This is a genomic window from Streptomyces sp. NPDC026522 (genome assembly GCF_055567555.1).
On the sequence record NZ_JBVHQF010000010.1, the window covers coordinates 298,894 to 321,580 of the forward strand.

Annotated in this window: 19 protein-coding genes; 12 read left to right on the plus strand and 7 right to left on the minus strand. The window is 74.1% G+C overall.

All coding sequences use genetic code 11. The features are described 5' to 3' along the window. Nucleotides 1-64: 64 nt before the first annotated feature. The 3 genes from ACZ4M3_RS26040 to ACZ4M3_RS26050 form a co-directional block, all read right to left on the minus strand. Nucleotides 65-1,804, minus strand: a complete 1,740-nt coding sequence (locus ACZ4M3_RS26040; RefSeq protein WP_467736503.1) for an LCP family protein — start codon at nt 1,802-1,804, stop codon at nt 65-67. Between the two features lie 223 nt (nt 1,805-2,027). Further along, nucleotides 2,028-3,242, minus strand: coding sequence for an LCP family protein (locus ACZ4M3_RS26045; RefSeq protein ID WP_467736505.1), 1,215 nt, complete (start codon nt 3,240-3,242; stop codon nt 2,028-2,030). A 163-nt stretch (nt 3,243-3,405) separates the two neighbouring features. Then, the gene (locus ACZ4M3_RS26050) at nt 3,406-4,155 is read right to left on the minus strand and encodes a TIGR03089 family protein (RefSeq protein ID WP_467736507.1); all 750 of its coding nucleotides are present in this window, start codon (nt 4,153-4,155) and stop codon (nt 3,406-3,408) included. Nucleotides 4,156-4,294: 139 nt separating this feature from the next. Here ACZ4M3_RS26050 and ACZ4M3_RS26055 point away from each other — a divergent pair, with 139 nt between their 5' ends. After that, entirely contained in the window at nt 4,295-5,716 is a 1,422-nt protein-coding gene (locus ACZ4M3_RS26055; RefSeq protein WP_467736509.1) for a peptidoglycan recognition protein family protein, read from the plus strand. A 209-nt stretch (nt 5,717-5,925) separates the two neighbouring features. Beyond that, the gene (locus ACZ4M3_RS26060) at nt 5,926-6,921 is read left to right on the plus strand and encodes a DNA-3-methyladenine glycosylase family protein (protein WP_467736511.1); all 996 of its coding nucleotides are present in this window, start codon (nt 5,926-5,928) and stop codon (nt 6,919-6,921) included. 9 nt (nt 6,922-6,930) lie between these two features. On the opposite strand, the gene ACZ4M3_RS26065 is transcribed toward ACZ4M3_RS26060, so the two are convergent. Genes ACZ4M3_RS26065 through ACZ4M3_RS26075 form a run of 3 tightly spaced genes read right to left on the minus strand, consistent with a single transcriptional unit; the run spans nt 6,931 to nt 9,794 of the window. Further along, nucleotides 6,931-8,226 (minus strand): coenzyme F420-0:L-glutamate ligase, encoded by a 1,296-nt coding sequence (locus ACZ4M3_RS26065; protein WP_467736513.1) that lies wholly within the window; start codon nt 8,224-8,226, stop codon nt 6,931-6,933. Next, complete coding sequence (gene cofD / locus ACZ4M3_RS26070) at nt 8,223-9,182, minus strand: 2-phospho-L-lactate transferase (RefSeq protein WP_467736515.1); 960 nt, start codon at nt 9,180-9,182, stop codon at nt 8,223-8,225. Before cofD ends, ACZ4M3_RS26065 begins: the two co-directional genes overlap by 4 nt. A gap of 42 nt (nt 9,183-9,224) precedes the next feature. Then, a complete protein-coding gene (locus ACZ4M3_RS26075) occupies nt 9,225-9,794 on the minus strand; it encodes a cysteine dioxygenase (protein WP_467736516.1) in 570 nt (189 codons plus the stop codon). Between the two features lie 641 nt (nt 9,795-10,435). On the opposite strand from ACZ4M3_RS26075, the gene ACZ4M3_RS26080 reads away from it, so the two are divergent. The 3 genes from ACZ4M3_RS26080 to ACZ4M3_RS26090 all read left to right on the plus strand — a co-directional run bounded on the left by ACZ4M3_RS26080 (nt 10,436) and on the right by ACZ4M3_RS26090 (nt 15,987). Beyond that, nucleotides 10,436-10,699 (plus strand): WhiB family transcriptional regulator, encoded by a 264-nt coding sequence (locus ACZ4M3_RS26080; protein ID WP_003983763.1) that lies wholly within the window; start codon nt 10,436-10,438, stop codon nt 10,697-10,699. A gap of 207 nt (nt 10,700-10,906) precedes the next feature. Then, a complete protein-coding gene (locus ACZ4M3_RS26085; RefSeq protein ID WP_467736518.1) occupies nt 10,907-14,515 on the plus strand; it encodes a glycosyltransferase family 2 protein in 3,609 nt (1,202 codons plus the stop codon). Continuing rightward, nucleotides 14,512-15,987, plus strand: a complete 1,476-nt coding sequence (locus ACZ4M3_RS26090) for a DUF5719 family protein (RefSeq protein ID WP_467736520.1) — start codon at nt 14,512-14,514, stop codon at nt 15,985-15,987. The genes ACZ4M3_RS26085 and ACZ4M3_RS26090 overlap by 4 nt, the downstream gene beginning before the upstream one ends. 29 nt (nt 15,988-16,016) lie before the next feature. Here ACZ4M3_RS26090 and ACZ4M3_RS26095 read toward each other — a convergent pair whose 3' ends face one another. Then, on the minus strand, nt 16,017-16,511 hold the full coding sequence (locus ACZ4M3_RS26095) for a metallopeptidase family protein (RefSeq protein WP_467736522.1): 495 nt from the start codon (nt 16,509-16,511) through the stop codon (nt 16,017-16,019). Between the two features lie 172 nt (nt 16,512-16,683). Here ACZ4M3_RS26095 and ACZ4M3_RS26100 point away from each other — a divergent pair, with 172 nt between their 5' ends. The 7 genes from ACZ4M3_RS26100 to ACZ4M3_RS26130 form a co-directional block, all read left to right on the plus strand. Next, complete coding sequence (locus ACZ4M3_RS26100) at nt 16,684-17,058, plus strand: DUF3499 domain-containing protein (protein WP_467736524.1); 375 nt, start codon at nt 16,684-16,686, stop codon at nt 17,056-17,058. A gap of 89 nt (nt 17,059-17,147) precedes the next feature. Further along, entirely contained in the window at nt 17,148-18,518 is a 1,371-nt protein-coding gene (locus ACZ4M3_RS26105; protein WP_467736526.1) for a phosphomannomutase/phosphoglucomutase, read from the plus strand. Nucleotides 18,519-18,617: 99 nt separating this feature from the next. After that, nucleotides 18,618-18,803, plus strand: coding sequence for a Trm112 family protein (locus ACZ4M3_RS26110; RefSeq protein ID WP_361137043.1), 186 nt, complete (start codon nt 18,618-18,620; stop codon nt 18,801-18,803). A 74-nt stretch (nt 18,804-18,877) separates the two neighbouring features. Beyond that, on the plus strand, nt 18,878-20,011 hold the full coding sequence (locus tag ACZ4M3_RS26115; RefSeq protein ID WP_467736529.1) for an SIS domain-containing protein: 1,134 nt from the start codon (nt 18,878-18,880) through the stop codon (nt 20,009-20,011). Nucleotides 20,012-20,062: 51 nt separating this feature from the next. Next, nucleotides 20,063-21,220: a mannose-6-phosphate isomerase, class I gene (gene manA / locus ACZ4M3_RS26120; protein WP_467736531.1), complete on the plus strand. Its 1,158-nt coding sequence runs from the start codon at nt 20,063-20,065 to the stop codon at nt 21,218-21,220. 97 nt (nt 21,221-21,317) lie between these two features. Then, a complete protein-coding gene (locus tag ACZ4M3_RS26125) occupies nt 21,318-22,274 on the plus strand; it encodes a cation diffusion facilitator family transporter (RefSeq protein WP_467736533.1) in 957 nt (318 codons plus the stop codon). Between the two features lie 300 nt (nt 22,275-22,574). Next, the coding region (locus tag ACZ4M3_RS26130; RefSeq protein WP_467736562.1) for an adenosylhomocysteinase at nt 22,575-22,687 on the plus strand (113 nt) is incomplete at its 3' end.

The following is a 22,687-nucleotide window of genomic DNA, read 5'->3' on the forward strand; positions in this document are numbered from 1 at the left end:
TCATTCGCCGGTCGGTCGACGAGCGGGGCGGCCGGGCGCCGCCCCCCGGGCGCCCCGGGCGCCCTCACTTGGCGCAGATCGCCTTGTCGGCCTCTACCCGCTGCACCCCTTCGGGCGCCTGCTGCGGTGCGGGACCCGAGATCGGGACCCCCGGTTCCTTGAAGTCGGCGCCGAGCGTCAGTGTCATCGGGGTCCTGGGCGCGGCGTCCGCCGGGCCCGCCTTGAGGGCCGAACCGGCGAGCCCCATCATGTCCGCCAGCGCCCGGGCCTGGTCGGCCTGGTTGGGCGCGTACTCCAGCTGCGTGGTGTCGATCTTCACGGGGGCGTTCCCGAGGTTGCTGGCCTTGCCCACGCCCTTGGTGTTCTGCAGCCAGGTCAAGGTGGTGGAGGCCGACCCGGGGGGTCCTCCGCCGTTGAGGACGTTCACCCGTACGTCCCCCGCGGGCGCGCGGTTGCCCTGGAGCTGCGCGTCCTCCTTGTTCTTGGCGTCCTGCTTCGCCGCCTGTTCCTTCTGCTCGACCTCCGTGAGCGAGACGTCGCCCCGGATCATCCGCAGCAGCGGGTCGGCCTGCGAGGGGTTCAGCACGACGGTGATGTGCTTGCCCTCGGGGTCGTTCGGGTTGTCGAGCACCGGCAGCGTCGTGAAGGTGATGTTCTTGAGGTTGATGCCCTTCAACTCGCCCGCGAGCGCGGTGAGCTGCCCGATGGACCCTATTCCCTGGTCCACGCTGAGCGACTTGGTCGCCGCCTCGGCGAGGGAGAGGAACTTCTTCGGACTGGTGAGCGTCTCCTTGGACTTCATCTCGCGCAGCATCGAGCCGAGGAACTGCTGCTGCGTCTTGATGCGGTCCAGGTCGCTCGCGTTGCCGAAGGCGTGCCGGGTGCGTACGAAGGCCAGCGCCTGCTCGCCCTGCAGCCGGCTCTCGCCCGCCGGCAGGTCGAGTTTGGAGTCCTTGTCGTGGACGGCCTTCTCCACGCAGACCGGCACCCCGCCGACGGCCGTGCTCAGGTTCTTCACCGCGTTGAAGTCGACCATCATGAAGTGGTCGACCTGGATGCCGGTGATCTGCTGGACCGTGCGCATCGTGCAGCCCGGGTCGCGGCCTTCCTGGCCCAGGCTCTCGTTGAAGCGGGCCGCGTGCTGGCCGGGAACGTTCTTGACGGAGCCGTCGGGCTGCTTCGTCGGGCACACCGGGATGGTGGTGATCAGGTCGCGCGGGATGGACAGCGCCGTCGCGTTGCTGCGGTCCTTGGAGACGTGGAACAGGATCGTGGTGTCCGCGTGGCCGACGCTGCCCGCGTCCCCGTAGCCCTCGTTGCCCTCGCCACTGCGCTTGTCGGTGCCGATGACCAGGATGTTGATGGGCTGGTCCTTCTTGAAGCCGCCCGTGCCCGCGGAACCGGTGTCGATGACGTTCAGGTTGCTGTTGAGGTGCTCGTAGTACAGGTACGCGCCCAACGAGCCGGCGACGAGCACGAACGCGAGGGTCCCGCCGCCGATGACCAGCGCCTTGCGGCCCCGGAACGGCCGCTTCCCGCCGCCGCCCTTACGGGACCGCCCGGGCCGCCGCCCGCCGCCGCCGGGCGGCGCGTCGCCACGCCGCGGCCCCGGCACCGCCGGGGCCGCGGGGGATGTGGTGGGGGGAGCGGTACGCGAAGTGCGCGCTCTGCGGGGGGCGGCGACGGACGGCCGCTGCTCAGCGGAATTGCCCAGTCGCAGTTCGTAGTTGCCGGTGCGGGGGTTGAGAACCCACTGGTCAGCGGGGTCGATTTCGTCCGCCCGCCCACGGCTTTGCGCATCCACGGTTGCTCGAATCCTCCGTCGGTGCCTCGCGACGCGCCTCCCCCAAGGCGCACGGTCAACGTCCGGCTGCTGGTACCCGGCGTCCTTAGCGGCCTGGGCACCGGATCGCTCACCTTATCCGGCCATGTCGACCTCAAACCATGGCGGTGGTAAAACCCGCCCTCCGCATAACAGGCCAAAACGCCCAACCGACCCGGTTGGACCGTGGGCTTTTTGGATTGCTTTACCGGCAGTCCGCGGTGTCCGCCGTTGTGCCGGTGAAAGTGGGGACGGGTGAGGGGGGCGCGCCGGTTCCCCTGAGCCACGGAAAGCCGCTCCGCGGCCCGTCCGTCGGGGACGACCCCGCCGGGGGCTGCTGGGCCGTGGGTGAGGGCGGGGTGACGGTCAGCGGCTGATCGGCGCGCAGTTGGAGGAAGAGCCGGGTCGCGTCCGGTTCGACCAGTTCATCCCGGTTCGGGTCGGCGGCGTACGGCCGGCGCGGCACCGTGAGGAACCGGACCTGGTCCGTCGGTACGTTCCGCACCCCGCGCACGAGTTCGTACAGCCCGCGCAGCGAGGCCAGCGCCGGGTCGGTGGTCACCGAGGACGTCGCCGCGTCCAGCAGCGGGTAGAGCCGCCCCGGGTTCAGCAGCACCCCGTTGCTCTGTACCTTCTGCACCAGGGCGGCGAGGAACTGCTGCTGGCGCTGCATCCGTTCGGTGTCGCTGCCGTCGCCCAGGCTGTAACGGGCACGTACGAAACCGAGCGCCTGCTCGCCGTGCAGCAGCTGCCGGCCGGCCGGCAGCCGCAGCTTCGCCTCGGGGTCGTCCATCGGCTGCTTGAGGCAGATCTCGACCCCGCCCACCGCGTCGACCATCTTCTTGAAGCCGCCGAAGTCCAGCACCATGTGGTGGTCGATCCTGATCCCGGAGAGCTTCTCCACCGTACGGATCGTGCAGGCGGCCCCGCCCCACTGGTAGGCCCAGTTGAACTGCGCCCGTTGCTCCTCGGTGCGGCTCCCGTCCGCCGTCAGGCAGCCCGGGATGTCCGTCACCAGGTCGCGCGGTATCGACACGGCCGTCGCGCTCTTCCGGTCCGCCGGCAGGTGCAGCAGGATCGCGGTGTCCGAGCGCTGCGTGCCCTGGTCCTGACCGTAGGCGGCGTTGTCCTTGCCCGAACGGGTGTCCGATCCGATGATCAGGATGTTCTGGGCGCCGTCGGCGAGGTGCGCCGGACGCTCGCGCCCGTACCGCTCCAGTTCGGCGGCGGCGGAGGTGTCCTCCCGGATGTTGCCCTCCAGCTTCCGGTACAGCCACCAGCCCGCGGCGGCCCCTGCGAGCACCAGCAGGGCCAGCCCGAGCGCCACCCAGCGCAGCAGCCGGCGCCGGCGGCCGCGCGGAGGCCCGGGAAGGCCTCCGGCCGCTCCGGTACCGCCTGGTATACCCGTGCTGGCCCGCACTCGTGCACCGTCCCCTCACCCGTACCGGCCGGCCGCACGGGTCGGTGCGGCCTGTGCCGATCCTGCCCCCGGGCGGCCGGGACGGCCCGGGGGCGGGGCCTTGTAAAGGGCCGTGCGGGTGACAAATGGCGGAAGCGGGGGCGGTACGGGGCCGCCGGGGCGGTCAGGCGGTGTGCGTGACCCGCTCGCTCTCCACCCGCTGCGCCAGCCCGGTCTCCGGCAGCCGGTCCAGGTTCCGGCACAGCACCACCGAGCCGCCCGAGGCGAGCGCGGCGAACAGTCCCGCCGAGAGCCCTTCCCAGGTGTCGTAGCCCAGCCCGGACAGCACCCGCGAGCCCTCGCCCAGGCCCCGCCGCGCCGCGTCCTCGCGGGCGCGCGCGACGACCTGGGCGTACGAGAGCTCCTCGCCGCCGACCACCAGCCCGGGGGCGTCCGCGTCGACCGGCTGGAAGGGCGCGAACCGGTCGCCCTGGCCCGGCACCTCCACCGCGTAGTCCGCGAACCCGGCCGGCGGCTGCGGGAAGCGCCCGCCCAGCGGCCGCAGCGCGAGCGCCACCCGCTCCCCGGTACACGCGGCGGCCCGCGCCAGATCGTCCGGCCCGCTCACCACCACATCGGCCGCGGCCGGGTCCCCGCCCACCTCGGCGACGACCCCGACGGAGGCGCAGGCGAGCAGCCACACCGCGCTCTGCCAGTGCGCGGGCAGCAGCAGCGCGAGCCGGGTCCCGGGCTCGGCGGCCAGGTCGCCCTGGAGCAGGTTGGCGGTCTTGGCCACCCAATTGGCGAAGGTGGCGACGGACAATTCGACGCGCTCGCCCGTGGCGTCGTCGTAGAAGGTGACGAGCGGGCGGCCCGGATCGGCGGCGAGCGCGGATCGCAGCAGGTCGGCAGGGGTGCGGTCAGTGGCGTTCACCCGGCACAGCGTACGCGCCGCGCTCCGCCGTCCGGCGGCCCGCGGCTACCCCGTACAGGGGAGGGGTATCCGGGTTTCGGCGGACGGGGCGTCAGTTCTCCGATGGCGGTTCGTGGAGCGCGTGCCCAGCATCTTTTCCATGCGTGGATTCCTTGCTTCCTCGATCGGCGTCGCGACGGCCGCCGCACTGGCCATGCCGCTCGCGCTGACCACTCCGGCCCTGGCGGCCGTGCCCCGAGGCGCGGCCGCCCCCGTGAACCCAGCCGGGTCCACCCAGTCGCTGCCGCTGGTCCCCCTGGGACCGGCGGCGGACCGCACCCCCGGCGTCCCCGGCATGAGCGCCGCCCCGGGCCTGCCCGAGACCCGCGGCCTGACCCCGCGCGCGGTCAAGAGGTTCTCGCTGGTCGGCGTCGTCTGGGACGACGCCGACACCCGCCTCCTCGGCCGGGTCCAGGTCCGTACCCGCTCCACCCGGACGGCGGCCTGGTCCGACTGGCAGGACGTCGACACCCACAACGGCGAACACGCGGCCGATCCCGACGCGGCCGAACGCGGCACCCGACGCGTCCGCGGCAGCACCGCCCCGCTGTGGGTCGGCGAATCGGACGGCGTCGAGGTCCGGGTCCAGGCCGAACCGGGCACCCGGGCCCCCGCCCCGCTGCCCCCGGGCATGCGGCTCGAACTGGTCGACCCCGGCACCGAGACCCGTACCGAGGCCGCGGACGGCAAGAACCCCGGCAGGACCCCCGGCCGGGCCGCGGCGGCCCCCCGCGACGACGACAAGGGCGACGCGGAACTGGCCCCCGGCATGACCATGGAGATGGCGGAGTCCTCTTCCGCGAACGTCCCGCTGGCCGCGCTCGGCGCCGACGAGATCACCGCGCTGAACAAGGCCGACTCCACCGCCGACGCGATCGCCGCGAGCGACGGCAGCCTCAGCGCCGCCGCCCGCCCCTACATCGGGCCGCGGCCCCGGATCGTCACCCGCAAGGGGTGGGGCGCGGACGAGAGCCTGCGCGAGTCCGGCTTCGTGTACACGAGCACCGTGAAGGCGGCCTTCGTCCACCACACCGCCTCCGGCAACAACTACGCCTGCAAGGACGCCCCGTCGGTGCTGCGCAGCCTGTACCGCTACCACGTGCTCAGCGAGGGGTGGCGGGACATCGGCTACAACTTCGCCGTCGACAAGTGCGGCACGGTGTACGAGGGCCGGGCGGGCGGCGTCGCCAAGCCGGTGCTCGGCGCGCACACCATGGGCTTCAACACGAACAGCATGGGCGTCGCGGTGATCGGCACCTTCACCTCCACCGCCCCGCCGGCGGCGGCGGTGAAGGCGGTGGCCGGCCTCACGGCGTGGAAGCTCGGCCTCTTCGGCGCGGACCCCCGCGCCAAGACCACCCTCACCTCGGGCGGCGGCAACCGGTACGAGAAGGGCACCAAGGTCCGGATGAACGTCATCTCGGGCCACCGCGACGGCTTCGCCACCGAATGCCCGGGCCGCCTCCTCTACGACCAACTCCCCTCCACCCGCTCCACCTCGGCCAAACTCCAGGGCCGCTGACGACCCGGCTCCGCCGGCGGAGCGCCGGAAAGCCCGGCGCAGCCGGGGCCGCTCGCGCGCCGGCGCCGCACCCGGCCCCCGGGGCCTGCCCCGGCCGGGGTCCCGGCGCCGCACCCGTCCCGGGTCGGGGCCCGGCGCCGCACCCGTCCCGGCCGGGGTGCCGCCCCGGGCCGGGGTCGGGGGGTCCGGCCCCGGGATAGGCTCAGGCCGTGGCCGGCCGCTTCGAACCCCTCACCCCCACCGCAGCCCGCGGCGGCCGCACCGGCGTGCCCGCAGGCACCGGCCGCCGCGCCGGAGCCGGCGCCCAGAGCCGGGCCTGGGCCCCGCCCGGCCCCGTCGACCTCGGCCTCACCCTCGGCCCCCTCCGCCGCGGCCCCGCCGACCCCACCTTCCGCACCACCCCCGACGGCTCCGTCTGGAAGACCAGCCGCACCCCCGACGGCCCCGCCACCCTCCGCGTGTCCGCCGCCGCCCACGAGGTGCACGCCGAGGCCTGGGGCCCCGGCGCGGCCTGGGCCCTCGACACCCTCCCCGCCCTGCTCGGCGCCGACGACGACCCCGCCGCCTTCGTCCCCCGCCACCGCCTCGTGCACACCAGCCACCGCCGCCGCCCGGGCCTGCGCCTGACCCGCACCGGTCTGGTGCTGGAATCCCTCATCCCGACCGTGCTGGAGCAGAAGGTCACCGCCGACGAGGCCTACCGCGCCTGGCGCCGTCTGGTCCGCCAGTACGGCGAGCCCGCCCCCGGCCCGCGCCAGGACCTGTACGTGATGCCCTCCGCCCGGACCTGGACCCTGATCCCCTCCTGGGACTGGCACAAGGCCGGCGTCGACATGAAGCGCTCCGCCACCATCCTGCGCGCCGCCCGCGTCGCGAACCGGCTGGAGGAGGCGGCGGCCATGGAACCCCTCGCGGCCGCGCGCCGTCTGGAGGCCGTCCCCGGCATCGGCCCCTGGACCTCCGCCGAGACCCTCCAGCGCAGCAACGGCGCCCCCGACGCCGTCACCACCGGCGACCTCCACCTGCCCGGCATCATCGGCTACGCCCTCGCCGGGGACCGGGACGCCGACGACGCGGTCATGCTGGAGCTCCTCGCCCCGTACGCGGGCCAACGCCACCGCGCCGCCCGCCTCATCCTCCTCGCCGGCCACGCCCCGCCCCGCCGGGCCCCGCGCATGTACCGCACGGACATCGGCAAGTTCTAGGGGCTCCGTTCAGCGGACCTCGATGAACGCCTCCGCCTCCCGCGCCGGCCGCTCCGCCGGGGCCGCCGCCGGGTGGCCCACCGCCACCGCCCCCATCGGGTCCCACCCCTCGGGCAGCGCCAGCACCTTGCGCACCACGTCCCGGCAGAACATCGTCGAGGACACCCAGGCCGAGCCCAGCTGCTCCCCGGCCAGCGCGACCAGGAAGTTCTGCACGCCCGCGCCCATCGCGACCACGAACATCTCGCGCTCGGCCGCGTCCCGCCGCGCGTGCCCGTAGGCGTGCGCCCCGTCCGTCACCATGCACGGCACGACCAGGTACGGGGCGCCCCGCAGCACGTCCCCGCGCCGCACCCGCTTGGCGATGGACTCCTCGGACTTCCCGTCCCGGCGCAGGTCCTCGACCCACGCGTCCCGCATCGCGTCGAGCAGTTCCAGCCGCGCCGCGGCCGACTCCAGCAGCACGAACCGCCACGGCGTGGTGTGGTGCGGCGCCGGGGCCGTGACCGCCGCCGCCACCGCCCGGCGGACCGCGCCCGGGTCGACCGGCGCGTCCGTGAAGGCCCGCACCGTACGGCGCTGCGTCACGGCCTCCCGTACCGCCTCCGAGGTGCCGAGCCGGAACAGGTCCTCGCCCGCCGCCCGGACCAGGTCGGCCGCCGAGGAGCCCTCGCCCAGCAGGTGGGGCAGCCCGCGTACGACGGCCACCGGCAGCCCGGCCGCCTTGCCCTTGACCAGGTCACCGGCCGCGGCGAGTTCGTCCGCCGTGGCGACGACGGTCGCGCTCAGCGGGTTGCCGTGCGCGTCGCGGCCGCCCCGCAGGTCGTCCAGTACGCGCACCCCGGCCGCGCCGATCGCCACGTCGGTCAGCCCGCTGCGCCAGGGCCGGCCGAAGGTGTCCGTCACGATGACGCCGACGTCCACCGCGAGTGCTTCCCGCAGCCCCTGCCGGATCGCGGCCGCCGAGGCGTCCGGGTTCTCGGGGAGCAGCAGCACCGTGCCGGGCTCGGTGTTCGAGGCGTCCACGCCGGCGGCCGCCATGACCAGTCCGCGCCGGTCCTCGACGATCCGCAGGGCGCCCCGGCGGGCGACGACCCGTACCGTCTCGGCGTCTATCGCCTCCTCGCGCGATCCGGCCCGGACGATCCGGCCCTCCGCCTTGGACACGATCTTCGAGGTGACCAACAGGACGTCGCCGTCCTGCAGCCCGGGCGCCGCTGCGGCGATCAGCCGGGCGAGGTCGTCGCCGGGCCGCACCTCCGGGATCCCGGGCACGGCGCGCACCTCGTACGAGGGGGCGGTCACCGGGAGGCCTCCGCCAGGTCCAGCGCGGCCCGCGCCATCTCGGCCGTGGCGGCGGTGTCGGTCATCATCAGCGGCACCGCGCGGCAGCTGATCCCGGCGGCCTCCAACTCCGCCACGGCGTCCGCGTCGGCGGTGTCGACGAGCCAGCCGTCCAGCAGCCCCGTCCCGTAGTGCAGGGCGACCGCGGCGGCGGTGGACTCGACGCCGACCGCGGCCAGCACCTTGTCCGCCATCCCGCGCACGGGGGCGCCCCCGACGATGGGGGAGAGGCCGACGACCGGCGCACCGGCGGCGGCCACGGCCTCCCGGATGCCGGGCACGGCGAGGATGGTGCCCACCGACACGACGGGGTTGGACGGCGGGAAGAGGATCACGTCGGCCGCGGCGATGGCCTCCAGCACCCCGGGCGCGGGCTTGGCCTGCTCGGCGCCGACCGGCACCACGGCCTCCGCGTCGACCGAGGCGCGCATGCGGACCCAGTACTCCTGGAAGTGGACGACCCTGCGCTCGCCGGTCTCGGGATCGGTCAGCGCGACGTGCGTCTCGACCCGGTCGTCGGACATGGGCAGCAGCCGTACGCCGGGCTGCCAGCGGTCGCAGAGGGCCTCGGTGACGGCGCTGAGCGGGTAGCCCGCACCGAGCATCTGGGTACGGACGATGTGGGTCGCGAAGTCGCGGTCGCCGAGGCCGAACCAGGTGGGCCCGACCCCGTACGCCGCGAGTTCCTCCTTGACGGTGAAGGACTCGTCGGTGCGGCCCCAGCCCTGGTCCTCGTTGATGCCACCGCCGAGGGTGTACATCACCGTGTCCAGATCGGGGCACACCTTGAGCCCGAACAGGTGAATGTCGTCACCGGTGTTGCCGATGACCGTGATGTCCGCTTCGGGGACGGCGGACTTGAGTCCGCGCAGGAAACGGGCGCCGCCGATACCGCCGGCCAGAACAACAATGCGCATGCAGCGCAGTCTGTCAGGCCCCCGCCGCCCGGAGGCGGCCGGTCAGACGGAGAGGGTCTCGGGCCGGGCCGGGGAGCAGCCGTGCATCGGCATCTCGGTCAGGCCGGGGAAGTAGACGTGCAGGCTGACCGCGCCGTCGAGGGTGTCGTTGACGACCTCGTGGGCGTACCCGGGGGCGAAGACGCGCTGGGCGCCGGCGGCGAGGGTGAGCGGGCCGCGCGGGCCGTGCTCGGTGAGCTCGCCCTCCAGCACGGTCAGGACGCCGGCGGAGGGGCCGTGGTCGTGCCGGCCGCTGCCCTGGCCGGGGACCCAGCTGAGCAGCCACACCTCGTAGCCGGGGCCGGTGCGCAGGCGGTGGTACCAGCGGGTGGTGGCGTCGTACCGGACCAGGTGCTGCCACTGGGCGCGGTCCGCGGCGATGGAGCGGGCGAGGCCCACGAACTCGGCGACGGTGACCGGGTGTTCGCGGGCGGGCTGGAGCAGGTGCGGTACGGAGAGGATGTCGCCGGCGATCTGGAGGTCGCTCTCGACCACGGCGGGGGCGGCGGTCTGCGCGGCGGCGGTCTTCGTGGCGCCGGTGTTCAGAGCGCTGGTCCGGGGGGTGCTGTTCATCGGGGGAGTCCTCGACGGATGTCAGTCGTGCTGGCGGTCGCTGGGGGGATAGCCGGTTGCTCGGAGGAGCCGGGGCTCCTGGCGCATCAACAGCTGCAACAGCGACAGCGAACCTGGGCAGCGCACAGGAACCCACGAATGGGGGTCCGGGTGGCGGCTGCGGGCGCTGACATGCGTACAAGGAGAACGGGCCGGGGGCCGGACTGTCAACCCAATGTCCGCAATGGTCGAAAAGATTCACCTCATCCGGTTACTGCGTGCGGAGAAAGGTTTGTGCAGTCCCGACCAGGGCATGTGGCGCTGGGTATGGCCCTTCCGGCCGACCTCAAACCTCATCCCGTCACTCGTGACCGGAATGTGATCCGCACCGCATCTTCGGCCGGATCGCAACCACGCCCCCGAGTGACGCGTGGGCAAGGGGTGGGGGCGGGAGCTTCGGGGCACCTGTGGCATGTGTCACGATTTTTGGCGATATGAACACTTAATGCATTCGCTTGGTTCCGCAGAGTGAATAAGGGGCCCAATAGCAGACCCCGGCTTGACTGCGCCGGAGCCACGCACTTGTAATTTCACTCGTGTCGTTACGTAGCGATCAGTAACGGCAACACCACGGGGACGCACAGACAGAGCGAGGGGCGCACATGACCGAGCTGTTTCAGGAACTGCTGGTCGAGGAGGCGGACGAGGAGCTCGGATGGCAGGAGCGCGCTCTGTGCGCCCAGACCGACCCCGAATCCTTCTTTCCCGAGAAGGGCGGCTCCACCCGCGAAGCCAAGAAGGTCTGCCTCGCCTGCGAGGTCCGCTCCGAATGCCTTGAGTACGCCCTCGCCAACGACGAGCGATTCGGCATCTGGGGCGGCCTCTCCGAGCGCGAGCGCCGCCGGCTGAAAAAGGCAGCGGTCTGACCCTGCTCCCGGCACGGACGGACACACCCAACCGCACAGCGAACCAAGCCAACGGTCCGCCTCCCGCACCTTCCCCGCAGGAGGCGGACCGGTGCGTTCCGAGCCGTTAGTGTGGCGCTGTCCAGCAGCCTCCGAGGGCACACCACCCCCGGACCTCCCCCAGGACCCGTCCCGGGGGAACCCCACGGTCGGAGGGCCCGTACCGCGATGTCCCTGCACAGCAGCCCGACGGCCTCCCAGCAGGCGGCCGGCACCCCCGAGTTCCCCCGGCACGTCGTCACCGCCGTCCTCGTCGCCCACGACGGCGCCCGCTGGCTGCCCCGCACCCTCGCCGGCCTCCTCGCCCAGGAACGCCCCGCGCAGCGGTACGTCGCCGCCGACACCGGCAGCTCCGACGACAGCGCCCGCCTGCTCGCCGAAGCCCTCGGCGCCGACAACGTCCTCCACCTCGCCCGCCGCACCGGCTTCGGCACCGCCGTGGACGAAGCCGCCCGCACCGCGGGCGTGCTGACCCCCGAGGACCTGCCGTACCTCAAGCGCCCCAGCGGCTGGGACCCCGTCAGCCGGACCTGGCAGGACGACGCCTACGACCTCCCCGAACTCCCCCACGGCGAACCCGTCCAGTGGCTGTGGCTGCTGCACGACGACAGCGCCCCCGAACCCGACGCCCTCACCGAACTGCTGCGCGTCGCCGACGAGAACCCCGACGCCGCCGTCATCGGCCCCAAACTCCGCGGCTGGTACGACAAGAAGCAGCTCCTCGAAGCCGGCGTCACCATCGCCCGCAGCGGCCGCCGCTGGACCGGCCTGGACCGGCGCGAACAGGACCAGGGCCAGCACGACCAGATCCGCCCCGTGCTGTCCGTCTCCACCGCCGGCATGCTCGTGCGCCGCGACGTCTACGACGCCCTCGGCGGCTTCGACCGCCGCCTCCCGCTCATGCGCGACGACGTCGACCTCTGCTGGCGCGCCCACAGCGCCGGCCACACCGTCCTCGTCGCCCCCGACGCCGTCATGCGGCACGCCGAGGCCGCCGCCCGCGAGCGCCGCACCGTTGACTGCGCCGGCCGCTCCGCCGTCAGCCCCCACCGCGTCGACAAGGCCGGCGCCGTCTACACCGTGCTGGCCAACTCCTCCGGCCGCGCCCTGCCCTACGTACTCCTGCGGCTCGTCGTCGGCACCCTGCTGCGCACCCTCGGCTACCTCATCGGCAAGGCCCCCGGCCAGGCCGTCGACGAGTTCACCGGCCTGCTCGCCACCCTGCTCCGCCCCGGCCGGATCCTCGCCGCCCGCAAGGCCCGCCGCCACCCGGCCGTCCCCGCCGCCGAACTGCGCCCCCTCTTCCCGCCGCCGGGCTCCACCCTGCGCGCCAACACCGAACAGCTCGCCGGGTACTTCGGCGCGGACGGCGGCAGCGACACCGGCGGGGCCAGCCGGCACGGCGCCGCCGGCCCCCTGGAGCCGGGAGCCGAAGACGCCGACTACCTGGAGACCGAACAGTTCGGGCGGCTCAAGCGGATCGCCCGCAAACCCGCCCCCGTCCTGTTCGCCCTCCTGCTGCTCGTCTCCGTCATCGCCTGCCGCGCCCTGCTCTTCGGCGGCTCCCTCATGGGCGGCGCCCTGCTGCCCGCCCCCGACCGGGGCCTGGACCTGTGGCGCGCCTACACCTCCGACTGGCAGCCCGTCGCCGCCGGGACCACCGTCGGCGCCCCGCCCTACCTCGCCGTCCTCGGTGCCGTCGCCACCGTGCTGTTCGGCTCCGCCCAGGCCGCCCTCACCCTGCTGCTCGTCTGCTCGGTGCCCCTCGCCGGACTGACCGCCTACTTCGCCTCCCGCCCGCTCGTCGAATCCCGGCTGCTGCGCGCCTGGGCCGCCGTCGCCTACGCCTTCCTGCCCGCCGTCACCGGAGCGCTCGCCGGCGGCCGGCTCGGCACCGCCGTCCTCGCCGCCCTGCTCCCGCTCATCGCCCGCTCCGCCGTCACCGCCTTCGGCCTCGGCGCGGCCGCCGGCTCCCCGGACAGCGGCTGGCGCGCGGCGTGGACCACCACCCTCCTGCTGACCCTGGCCACGGCCTTCACCCCCGTCGTCTGGCCGCTGGCCGCGGTCCTCGGCGCCGCCGCACTCCTCACCCGCCCCGGCCGCCGCGCCGCGCACGCGCTCAGACTCCTCGCCGTCCTCGCCGTACCGCTGCTCGCCCTCGCGCCCTGGTCCCTGGGCCTGCTCACGCACCCCGACCGCTTCCTGCGCGAGGCCGGCCTGCCCTACGGATCCGGCTCCGCCACCGCCCTCGACCTGCTCGGCGCCGGTCCCGGCGGCCCCGGCACCCCCGGCGCCACCCTGCTCTTCGGCGTCGTACTCGCCGCCCTCGCCGCCCTGCTGCGCGCCGACCGGCGGTTCGCCGTCCGCGCCGGCTGGACCACCGCCCTGGCCGCCCTGCTGCTCGCTGTCCTGCTCAACCGCAGCGCCTGGGCCGGCCCCGCCACCCTCGTGTACGGCCTCGCCCTGCTGGCGGCCGCCGTGATCGGCGCGGACGGCGCCAAGGAGCGGGTGGCCGCCCGCAGCTTCGGCTGGCGCCAGCCGCTCGCCGCCCTCATCGCGCTCGCCGCCGCCGCCGGCCCCCTGCTCTGCGCCGCCAGCTGGATGATCTCCGGCGCCGACGGACCCCTGCGGCGGCGCGACCCCGTTCAGCTCCCCGCCTTCGTCGCCGCCCAGGCCGACGACAGCAACCGCAGCCGCACCCTGGTGCTCGGCGGCAGCTCGCCCGCCACCGTGTCCTACGCCCTGGTCCGCGGCCCCGGCGCCCGGCTCGGCGACGCCGAACTCCTCGCCGAAGCGGGCGCCGAACCCCGCCTCGCGAAGGTGGTGTCCAGCCTGGTCTCCGGCTCCGGCGCCGACCAGAGCGCCCAGCTGGGCGGCTTCGCCATTCGCTACATCGTCCTGCCGCCCGACGGCCCCCGGCAGTTCCGGCAGGTCCTCGACGCCACCCCCGGCCTCAAGTCCAACCGCCAGGACGACGGCACCGCCGTCTGGGAGGTCGAACGAGCCCTCGCCCGCGCCGTCATCGTCCCCGGCAAGCAGGGACAGGCACCCATCGCCGTCGAGGCCGGACCCGTCGAGGCCCACACCAAGATCCCGGCCGGGGACGAGGGCCGGATGCTGCGGATCGCCGACCGGGCCGCCCCCGGCTGGCAGGCCACCCTCGACGGCAAGCCCCTCAAGCCCAAGACCCTGGACGGCTGGGCGCAGGGCTTCGAACTGCCCGCCGCGGGCGGCCGCCTGGACGTCTCCTACCAGGACTCCCTCGCCCGGGACGGCTGGCACTGGGCGCAGGGCCTGCTCGCCCTGCTGCTCCTCGTCCTGGCCCTCCCGGGCCGCCGGGCCCGGCTCGACGACGACCTCCCGGAGGAGGCGGCCGCGGCCCCGGAGCAGTCCGGCCCGGGCGAGGGCCGCCGCGCGCGCCGGCTGCGCGCCGGAGCCGAGGCCGAGGCGGAAGCACCGGCAGCCGCCGAAGCCGCCGTCGCCGCCGACCCGTACGCACAGATCCCGGCGCAGCCCGCGTACGGAGACCAGGGGTACGCAGACCAGGGGTACGCCGAGGGATACGGCGGCCAGGGCTACGGGGACCCGGCGGCAGGGGAGGGGACGTACGCCTACCAGACCTACCCGTACGAACAGCAACAGCAGCAGCCGTACCCCGAGCCGTACCCGTATCCCCAGCAGCCGTACGACCCGTACCGGCAGCAACAGCCACAGCAGGAACCGCCGTACAGCTACGGACAGCACGACCCGCGTCCGGACGGGAGCCCCCAGCAGTGAAGCAGCGCGCCCCCCTCACGCTGGCGGCCGTCGCGGCGGCACTGGCCGCCGTCACCGGCATCGCCTCCCTCACCGCCCCGGCGGCCGCCCCCGCCGACGGCGGGAGGACGGCCGGGACCCGGCTGCCGGTGGAGCAGTCCGTACTGGTGTGCCCCGCGCCCAGCTCCTCGGACATCGCCGAGACCACGTACACCTCGATCACCCCCGGCACGGCCGGCGGCAAGGGCTCGGCCCGGCTCTCGACCAAGGACGGCAAGACCGTCCTGGAACCGAAGGAGCCCGGCAAGCCCGTCGGCGCCACCGCCTCGGGCGCCGAGGCACCCGCCCTGACCGGCACCGCCGCCGGGAACCTGGCACCCGGCTGGACCGCCCAGCAGACCACGAAGGTCGCCGTCGGCCAGGCCCGCGGCCTCCTCGGGGTCGGCTGCACCGCCCCCGGCACCGACTTCTGGTTCCCCGGCGTCAGCACCGCCAAGGGCCGCCAGGACTACCTCCACCTCACCAACCCCGACGACACCGTCGCCGAGGTCGACATCAAGCTCTACGGCCCCGACGGGCTGCTCAAGGACAAGCCGGGCACCCCCGACCGCGTCTTCAAGGTCGACCCCCACTCCTCCGCCCGCGTCCTGCTTTCGCCCCTCGTCCCCGACACCCAGGTGGCCGACGTCACCGCCCACGTCACGACCGGCTCGGGCCGGGTCGGCGCCTCCGCGCAGATCTCCGAGGACGGCGTCGGCGCCGACTGGCTGCCCGCCTCCGCCGACCCGGCCGGATCCCTGGTCCTGCCGGGCATCCCGGCCGACGCCACCTCCGTACGCCTGGTCGCCTACGCGCCCGGCGAGGACGACGCCGACGTGAAACTGCGCCTCGCCGGAGCGGGCGGCGCCATCACCCCGGCCGGCAACGAGCAGCTGCACGTCAAGGCGGGCATGACGGCGAGCGTGGACCTCAAGGACCTGACCCGCGGCGAGGCGGGCTCGCTGCTGCTGACCCCCGCGGACCCGAAGAAGCCCGTACCGGTCGTCGCGGCGGTACGGGTGGTGCGCGGCAGCGGTACGAAGCAGGAGCTGGGCTTCCTCCCGGCGACCTCCCCGGTCGGCGCGCGGGCGACGGCCGCGGACAACCGCACCGACGACAAGGCGACCGTCCTGGCCCTCACGGCGGTCGGCGCCGACGCGAAGGTGCGCGTCACGGCCTCACCCGGCACCGAGGGCGGCCAGCCGGCCGTCCGGGAACTCACCGTCAAGGCGGGCACCACCCAGGCCCTCTCGCCGGCCCCCGCCCCGACCGGCGCCAAGGGGACGTACGCCCTGACGGTCGAGACCCTGTCCGGTGGCCCGGTGTACGCCTCCCGGACCCTGACCCTGCCGCAGGACGGCATCCCGATGTTCACCGTCCAGCCCCTGTCGGACGACCGCTCGACGGTGGCGGTACCGAAGCCGTCGCAAGACCTGACGGTCCTCATGCGGTAGGTCCGGGGAGTCCGGGGAGTCCCGGGAAGTCAGTCCTGGCCGTAGCGCGGGTCCACGATCTCCGGGGAGAGCCCCAGCAGGTCCGCCACCTGTTCCACCACGACCTCGTGGACCAGCAGCGCCCGCTCGTCCCGCGACTTCGCGCGGATCTCCACCGGCCGCCGGAACACCACCACCCGGGCCGGCCGGCCCTCGGCCGCCTCCGTCAGGCCGCCGAGCGGCACGGCCTCGTCGTTCCAGCCGCCCTCCGGGCCGCCCGGCGGCCCCGGCACGTCCGCGACCACGAACTCCACCTCGGCCAGCTGCGGCCACCGCCGCTCCAGCCGCTCCACCGAATCCCGGACCAGGTCGCCGAAGAGCTCCGAGCGGCTCGCCGCCAGCGGAACCTGAGGGGGCGCCACCGGACCCCGCATGCCCCGACCGTGCCGGTCGCGCCGGCGCGACCGCGGCTCGGCGGGCGGCGGCGGAGGGCCGGCGGAGGAGGGGCCAGGAGGGCTCGGGGGAGTCAGCGGGCTGTCCGTCACCCCCGCAGGGTAGCCCTCACCCGGCCGCCCGGCAGGGGCCCGGCCCGGTCACGGACCGATGTCGTACCGCGAACAATCCGGCCAAGGTTGCGGCCCGTTCGGGGCGACACGGCCGGGTGGCCGACGGCGGAGTCGTCGCGGCCCGGTCAAGAGTGCGGTACCGTCCAACGTCGTGAGCCTTGTACGTCGCTGTTCGCGCACCGCGTGCGGCCGCCCTGCCGTCGCCACACTGACGTACGTCTACGCCGACTCGACCGCAGTTCTCGGCCCGCTCGCCACCTACGCCGAACCCCACTGTTACGACCTGTGCGCCGAGCACTCCGAGCGCCTGACCGCCCCCAGGGGCTGGGAAGTCGTACGCCTGACGGACGGCGGCCCCCCTTCGCGCCCCAGCGGCGACGACCTCGAAGCCCTGGCCAACGCCGTGCGCGAAGCCGCCCGTCCGCACGAGCGCGCCGCCGACGCCGGCAAGTCCGTACCCGGACCCCAGACCTCCGGCGAAACCCGCCGCGGACACCTGCGCGTCCTGCGCTCGCCGGAATCCTGACGGCCGCCCGCCACCCTCCTCGCCCGAACCGCGGTCCTCCGTTCGGGGTAGGTTTGCTCCACCGCACAGATCCTTCAGGAGGGCAGGCAGTGGCCGCAGATCTTTCGAACATCGTCAAGGCGTACGACGTACGGGGCGTTGTGCCGGACGAGTGGGACGAGCCGCTGGCCGAACTGTTCGGTGCCGCTTTCGTCGAGGTGACCGGGGCGTCGGCGATCGTCGTGGGTCACGACATGCGCCCCTCCTCGCCGGGCCTGTCCGCGGCCTTCGCCCGGGGTGCCGCGGCGCGTGGGGTGGACGTGACGCTGATCGGGCTGTGCTCGACCGATCAGCTGTACTACGCGTCGGGCAAGCTGGACCTGCCCGGGGCGATGTTCACCGCCTCGCACAACCCGGCCCAGTACAACGGCATCAAGCTGTGCCGGGCGGGCGCCGCCCCGGTGGGCCAGGACACCGGACTGGCCACCATCCGGGAACTGGCGGAGAAGTGGTCGGACGAGGGCGCTCCGGCGATCCCGGCCGGCACCACCCCCGGCACCGTCACCGAGCAGGACACCCTCGCCGGGTACGCCGAGCACTTGAAGTCGCTGGTGGACCTGCGCGGCATCCGCCCGCTGAAGGTGGTCGTGGACGCGGGCAACGGCATGGGCGGCCACACCGTCCCGACGGTGTTCGAGGGCCTGCCGCTGGAGCTGGTCCCGATGTACTTCGAGCTGGACGGCACCTTCCCCAACCACGAAGCCAACCCGCTGGACCCGAAGAACATCGTGGACCTCCAGGCCCGGGTGAAGGCCGAGGGCGCCGACCTGGGCCTGGCCTTCGACGGCGACGCCGACCGCTGCTTCGTCGTCGACGAGCGCGGCGAGGGCGTGTCCCCGTCCGCGATCACCGCGCTGGTCGCGGCCCGCGAGCTGGCCCGCAACGGCGGCAGCGGCGTCGTGATCCACAACCTGATCACCTCCTGGTCCGTCCCGGAGGTCGTCAGGGAGAACGGCGGCACCCCGGTGCGCACCCGGGTGGGCCACTCCTTCATCAAGCAGGAGATGGCCGCCTCGGGCGCGATCTTCGGCGGTGAGCACTCGGCGCACTACTACTTCAAGGACTTCTGGAACGCGGACACCGGCATGCTCGCCGCGCTGCACGTGCTGGCGGCCCTGGGCGGCCAGCAGGGCGCGCTGTCCGACCTGGTGTCCTCCTACGACCGCTACGTCGGCTCGGGCGAGATCAACTCCACCGTCGCCGACCAGGCCGCCCGCACCGCCGCCGTCAAGGACGCCTACGCCTCCCTGGAGGGCGTCAGCGTCGACGAACTCGACGGACTGACCGTCACCACCGCCGACTGGTGGTTCAACCTGCGCCCCTCCAACACCGAGCCGCTGCTGCGCCTCAACGTCGAGGCGCGCGACCTGGCCACCCTCGCCAAGGTCCGCGACGAAGTCCTCGCCCTGGTCCGCGCGTAACACCACCCCCCTTTCTCACCGCCACCGCCGGGCCGCGAGACAAGCGGCCCGGCGGTACGCTGACCTCGCCCAAACCGCATGTTCGAAGGGAAGCGCACCATGCCGCTCGAAGCCGGCCTCCTGCAGATCCTCGCCTGCCCCGCCTGCCACTCGCCCCTGGAGGACAAGTCGGCCGACGCGGACGCCCCCGAGCTGATCTGCACCGGTCAGGACTGCGGCCTCGCCTACCCGGTCCGCGACGGCATCCCGGTCCTCCTCGTGGACGAAGCCCGCCGGCCCGCCTGAACAGCACGCCGCTCCGCCCGCACCACGACACCCCGCGCAGACCGCAGACGCCGTCAACCCCGCCGGAGGCCGCCATGCTCGACGAGTCCATCCTCGACGCCCCGGAGGAACTCGCCCGCGCCGACCGCCGGGGCCTCCTGCGCGGCGCCGCCGAAGCCGGGGCCCGGGTCCGCACCGCAGCCCGGCACGCCACCGAGGCCGGCCTCGGCGACCTGCGGCCCGAAGGCCGCCCCCGCGCCGTACTGATCGCCGGCCCCGGCACCGCCGCGACCGGCGTCGCCGACCTCCTCGGCGCGCTCGCCGGAGCCTCCGCCCCCGTCGCCCGCCTGCACCCCACCGGCGTCGCGCACGCCGCCGGGGCGCTGCGCTGGACACTGCCCGGCTGGGCCGGCCCCGTCGACCTGCTGCTCATCGCCACCACGGACGGCACCGAGCCCGGCCTCGCCGTCCTCGCCGAGCAGGCCTACCGGCGCGGCTGCACCGTCGTGGCCGTCGCCCCCGAGCGGTCCCCGCTGAGCGAGGCCGTGGACGGCGCGCACGGGGTCCTCGTACCCATGGCCAAGGCCCCGTACCAGGAGTACGACGAATCGGCCGCCGCCGGCCCCGGAGCCCTGTGGGCCCTGCTCACCCCGCTGCTGGTGCTGCTCGACAAGGTCGGCCTCATCGACGCCGCCCCCCGCTCGCTCCAGCTCGTCGCCGACCGGCTCGACCGCACCGCCGAACGCTGCGGGCCGGCGATCGCCACGTACTCCAACCCGGCCAAGACCCTCGCGACCGAACTCGCCGACTCGCTCCCGCTGATCTGGAGCGAGGGCGCCGGAGCCGGCCCGGCAGGACGCCGCTTCGCCGCCACCCTCGCCGAACTCGCCGGCCGCCCGGCGCTGTCCGCCGAACTCCCCGAGGCGCTGCCCGCCCACGGCGTACTGCTCGCCGGGGCCTTCGCCGCCGGCGCCGACCCCGAGGACTTCTTCCGCGACCGCGTCGAAGAACCCCAGGCCCTGCACGCCCGCGTCGTGCTGCTGCGCGACCGGCCCACCGGCGGCCTGAGCGCGGCCCCCGCCGCCCGGGAACTCGCCCTCAGCCACGACACGGCCATCAGCGAACTCGAACCGGAGGAAGGCGGCGAACTGGAACAGCTCGCCGAACTCCTCGCCGTCACGGACTTCGCCACCGCCTACCTCGCGCTGGCGTCCAGGGCGCACGGCTGAGGCAGCCACCGGCACCCGCGCACCACCAGTTCCGCCTCCAGGAAGACGACGATGGACCGCCTCACGAACCCGATCCGCCCCTACGCCTGGGGATCCACCACCGCGCTCCCCGCACTCCTCGGCGTGGAGCCCAGCGGGGAGCCGCAGGCCGAGATGTGGATGGGCGCCCACCCCGGCGCCCCCTCCCGCCTCGACCGGGGCGCCGGGGAGACCACCCTCGCGGACGTCATCGCCGCCGACCCCGAGGGCGAGCTCGGCGCCGCCGCCGTCGCCAAGTTCGGCCCGCGCCTGCCCTTCCTCCTCAAGATCCTCGCCGCGGGCGCGCCGCTCTCCCTCCAGGTCCACCCCGACCTGGAGCAGGCCGAGGCGGGCTACGCGGACGAGGAGCGCCGCGGCGTCCCCATCGACGCGGGCCACCGCAATTACAAGGACGCCAACCACAAGCCCGAACTGATCTGCGCCCTCACCCACTTCGACGGCCTGTGCGGCTTCCGGCCGCCGCTGGAGGCCGCCGACCTGCTCGAAGGCCTCGGCGTCGACTCCCTCAAGCCCTACGTCGACCTGCTGCGCGCCCACCCCGAAGACGCCGCCCTGCGCGAGGTGCTCACCGCCGTCCTCACCGCCGACCGCGCCGAGACGGCCCGTACGGTGGCCGAGGCCGCAGCCGCCGCCGAACGCCTCGGCGGCCCCTACGCCCCGTACGCCGGACTCGTCCACCACTACCCCGGCGATCCCGGCGTCATCGCGGCCATGCTCCTGAACCACGTACGTCTCCAGCCCGGCGAAGCCATGTTCCTCGGCGCCGGCATCCCGCACACCTACCTCGACGGCCTCGGCGTCGAGATCATGGCCAACTCCGACAACGTGCTGCGCTGCGGGCTCACCCCCAAGCACGTCGACGTCCCCGAACTGCTCAAGGTCGTCGTCTTCGAACCCGGCGAACCGGGCATCCTGCGCCCCGAGGACGACGGCGAGGAGGTCTACGAGACCCCCATCGACGAATTCCGGCTCTCCCGCTACGTCCTGGCCCCCGGCGCCGCTCCCCGCACCCTCCCGGACACCGCCCCGCAGATCCTGCTCTGCACCGCCGGACGGCCGCGCGCCGGGGAACTCGCCCTGGCCCCGGGCGAGTCCGTCTTCGTCCCGGCCGGCGAGAGCGCCGTACTGTCCGGCGCCGGTACCGTCTTCCGCGCCACCGTCGTCATCTGACGTACCGTCCCTAGGGGCGGCTGCTGCAACAATGTGCCGCCGTAGCGCGGCGCCCCGGCCGGGAGGGGCCGCACCGAGGAAGGGACATCCTGCACCCATGAGCGCGTCGGGCGGTACCAGGGCGATCGTGGCGGCACTCGCCGCCAACCTCGCCATCGCCGTAGCCAAGTTCGTCGCCTTCGTCTTCAGCGGCTCGTCGTCGATGCTCGCGGAAAGCGTCCACTCGCTGGCGGACTCCGGCAACCAGGGGCTGCTGCTGCTCGGCGGCAAGAAGGCCCAGCGCGAAGCCACGCCCCAGCACCCCTTCGGCTACGGGCGCGAACGCTACATCTACGCCTTCCTGGTCTCCATCGTCCTGTTCACCGTCGGTGGCATGTTCGCCCTCTACGAGGGCTACGAGAAGGTCAAGCACCCGCACCAGATCGAGGCCTGGTACTGGCCGATCGGCGTGCTCGTCTTCGCCATCGTCGCCGAGGGCTTCTCCTTCAAGACGGCGATCAAGGAGTCGAACGAGCTGCGCGGCTCGCAGACCTGGGGCCAGTTCATCAAGCGGGCCAAGGCCCCCGAACTCCCCGTCGTCCTCCTCGAAGACGCCGGCGCCCTCATCGGTCTCGTCCTCGCCCTGGGCGGCGTCGGCCTCGCCCTCGCCACCGGCAACGGCATCTGGGACGGCATCGGCACCCTCTGCATCGGCACCCTGCTGATCGTCATCGCCGTCGTGCTCGCCGCCGAGACCAAGTCCCTGCTGCTCGGTGAGGCGGCGGGCCCCGAGCAGGTGGAGCAGATCCTGGCCGCCGCGGTCGACGGGAACACCGTCACCCGCGTCATCCACATGCGCACCCTGCACCTGGGCCCCGAGGAACTGCTGGTCGCCGCCAAGATCGCCGTGCGGCACGACGAGACGGCCACCGAGGTGGCCCGGGCCATCGACGCCGCCGAGGCCCGGATCCGCGAGGCCGTCCCGATCGCCCGGGTGATCTACCTGGAGCCGGACATCTACCAGGCCGACGCCGCGCCTAAGGGCACCGACGCCGCCGCGGGCACCGACCGCTGACACCCCGGCCACCGGCACCACCACCGGCCACCGGCACGTCCTTCCGGGACCCGCAGCGGCCCGGAAGGACGCGGCCCGGACTTCGGTCCGTCCACCGTCGCACTACCGTCCCACTGGGGTCCACGGCACTGATCGGGTAGATTCGTCATCAGTGTCAGGCGTCGCTGCTGATGGCGGTCGGGCGGTCCTCGTGACCGGCCGAGGGGAGAGAGGGCCCCCGACGGACTGTGCTCAGTGCTCTGGTGCGCCAGCGCACGGCCCAGCCGTACCCACCCTCTCGAACCATGAGGAGCAGCACCCATGGACTTCAAGGTCGCAGACCTCTCCCTTGCCGCGTTCGGCCGCAAGGAGATCACCCTGGCCGAGCACGAGATGCCGGGTCTGATGTCGATCCGCGCGGAGTACGCGGCGGC